General features: G+C 34.1%; 3 protein-coding genes. All 3 read right to left on the minus strand.

Features of this window, described 5'->3' with window-relative positions:
• Positions 1–309: 309 nt before the first annotated feature.
• Complete coding sequence (locus tag V7024_RS23860; protein WP_335524543.1) at positions 310–1,125, minus strand: DUF6973 domain-containing protein; 816 nt, start codon at positions 1,123–1,125, stop codon at positions 310–312.
• Positions 1,126–1,237: 112 nt separating this feature from the next.
• On the minus strand, positions 1,238–2,260 hold the full coding sequence (locus V7024_RS23865; protein WP_335524545.1) for a GH25 family lysozyme: 1,023 nt from the start codon (positions 2,258–2,260) through the stop codon (positions 1,238–1,240).
• A complete protein-coding gene (locus V7024_RS23870) occupies positions 2,260–2,655 on the minus strand; it encodes a phage holin family protein (RefSeq protein ID WP_251227859.1) in 396 nt (131 codons plus the stop codon). The genes V7024_RS23865 and V7024_RS23870 overlap by 1 nt, the downstream gene beginning before the upstream one ends.
• Between the last annotated feature and the right edge of the window lie 53 nt (positions 2,656–2,708).

Raw genomic sequence — 2,708 nt, forward strand, 5'->3', positions numbered from 1 at the left:
GTATTAACTGTATTTACAGTGTCACCCCAGCGTACATATTTACCACTATATCCTTTTGGGTAAAAAAATACGACTAATAATACGACTAATATAATCAAAAAGCATAAACTAAAAAATATTATTTTTTTTCTTCCCATTTTTCCACCTCCTTATTAAAGATACAAATAAAGATTAATTATAAAAGTAATAGATATAAACAAGTTGTGCGTTTTTTCTTATTTGCTAAAAAACCTGTATTAAAACAATACAGGTTTTTTACGTTATTTTAAATAAATCATACAACTTTTAAAAACAAATTAAACCATCACATTATTTCCCAGTTTCTCCATTTGTACGAACTAGTTGTTCATTAACAATCCTAGCCATACTACCATTTCTTACAGCACCTCTTAAATGATTACTCAATTGTGGATTACTCCAACCATAATTATTATAAGTAGCCATTCTTCCAAACCAATTATTATGAAGATCCATTTCTTTATCAATACCCCAAGAATTTTGTTCATGTGCATCTGTCCAAGCTTTTGCTCGTCCATCTCCATAATCACGTCCCTTAGAACCAGCTAAACCTTTAAGAAGTATAGCATTCCAATAAGAATGTCTGAACGCATCTCCGTTTCCTTGAGTAAGTTGAGATTCTCCATAGTATTTTTCCGATTCAGATTTTGCTTGAACTGAACATGAAGCATAAGTTACAAACTCAACAGGGTGTTGCTTAGCTAGATTAACTTCTGCATCTGTTAATTTATCAAAACCAGGTATTTCGTAAGAAAATGCTCTTACAACTGAACGTTTACTTTTTATCTTTTCAGCAACAATTTGATTCAGTTCTTCTTCGCTATATTTTCCATTTTGTATATCGCCCTCAAGCTCCTCATAAATGGCATTCAATTTATATGGACTAATTGTTTTTACTTCCACGTCAGTTAGATACTCTTTACCGCTAGTCTCTGTATCAATAATACTTAATTTTTTTGCTGATTCTGGCATATTAGACTCAAAATGTACTAGGTTTGTCGAATCCTTTTCTGCAGCATAAGAACTGTTTGGTAAAAATCCTCCTGCTAATATAGTTGTAGTCAATGCAGCAATTCCCCATCTTTTTAAGTTTTGTGTTTTTTTCAAAATTTTGTCCCCCTTGGATTTTTTTAACAAGATCTATAATAAAACGCTTTCATACTTTTTTCTACTAAAATATCAAAATATGCAAAATTACATATTTTGATATTTTGGTTAGTTATCTAAGCCAATTTACATATGACTCATCAAAATACACCCAACCTTCAACGCCTTCACCAGTGATATAAATCCAATTTTCATAACGATAATGAGCGTCATAAGCGGAACACTTTGTAATTTTATTGATAACAGGGTCGCCAGTACTTGCACCTTTTCGTAAGTTAACATCTATACTGTTTACCCATACAACGCCAGTGGATTTTCCGTCTTTATTGATTTTTGCTACATCATCTCTCATCCAATTTTCAGGATTAACTTTATACCAGAAATGAGAACCATCATAAGACCATTCATAATATGTATGACCTTGCCCTTTTGTAGCTTGACGCATAATAGGTGCATTTACATTAGGTTCTTTTCTAATATTAGCAACCTCAGCAGTAGTTGTAAGATAACCTAAAACCTCTTCTTGTGGTTGTAAGGATTGAGCGCTCCCCCCTGTAAACCATTCAAGTGGCTTGTCGCCATTCAGATAGTTCAAATCTACCTTTCCGATACCATCAAGCCATCCGCCTGTTTCACCGTCTGCATACTGCCATAAATCGCATGCATATTTCGGTTTCAGTCCACCATAACGTGGAATCCATAAGAAATCAGCTTGTACATTTTGAAGTCCATAAGAACCATACATATGGTGTGATACGTACAAACCTACTTTCCAACCAGCATCCTGGCAAGTGTTAATAAATGCTTGTGTTGCTTCTGCTAGTTTAGCAGCTCCACAGCTTGCTAGAGTATCGTCTTCAACATCTAATACCAGGAACTTTGCATTTGGATTAACACGCTCTAAAAAGTCATTTGCTTCCACAATAGCGTCTTCTACGGATACATAGCAGCCGTATGCATAAGCAGCATGAGGAATGCCACGAGCTTCTAAATTTTCTACATGTTGTTTATATAGATGGTCTACTTTAGCCGAGCCATATTGCACACGGCAGATTGCCAAATCAATATTTTCAGCAGCTACATCCCAGTTAATATTTTCGTTCCATTTTGAAATATCAATAATATGTTTAGTCATTATTTATTCTCTCCTTTTTCTTTTTCGTTTTCAATTACATGTAATTTATTTGAAATCACTGAAGGAACTTTCACACCAATTTGTGTAAGGTTCTCAATGATGGATAACCCCTCATTTGCGACATAAAAAAGAACCGTAGCAAATGCCACAGCTCCATTAAGCGACAAAATAACATCTATAATGTTTGCTAGAATAATAATCCCAAATACTCCAATTTTACGAGCATAACCGAAAAGAGCGCTTCTGCTATGTAATCGGTTCTCCTTAATTGCTCTTGTGATACCTGTTATAATATCAACGAGCATTAGAATACCTAGCAAATCAAGAAACTTTACGCCTCCGAATAAATAGGCATGTACAATTTGTAAATTCTCCATATTAATTAACACTTTCATTCTCCTTTCAAAATAAAAAGAGCAGCCATAGCCACTCTTTTTTACAAGTTATT

It is taken from the genome of Bacillus sp. JJ864 (assembly GCF_036963045.1).
Lineage (GTDB): Bacteria > Bacillota > Bacilli > Bacillales > Bacillaceae_G > Bacillus_A > Bacillus_A pseudomycoides_C.

Bases quoted from the DNA above. Each gene is read 5' to 3' on its own strand.
- V7024_RS23865 (WP_335524545.1), bottom strand. From the start codon at position 2,260: ATGACTAAACATATTATTGATATTTCAAAATGGAACGAAAATATTAAC.
- V7024_RS23870 (WP_251227859.1), bottom strand. From the start codon at position 2,655: ATGAAAGTGTTAATTAATATGGAGAATTTACAAATTGTACATGCCTAT.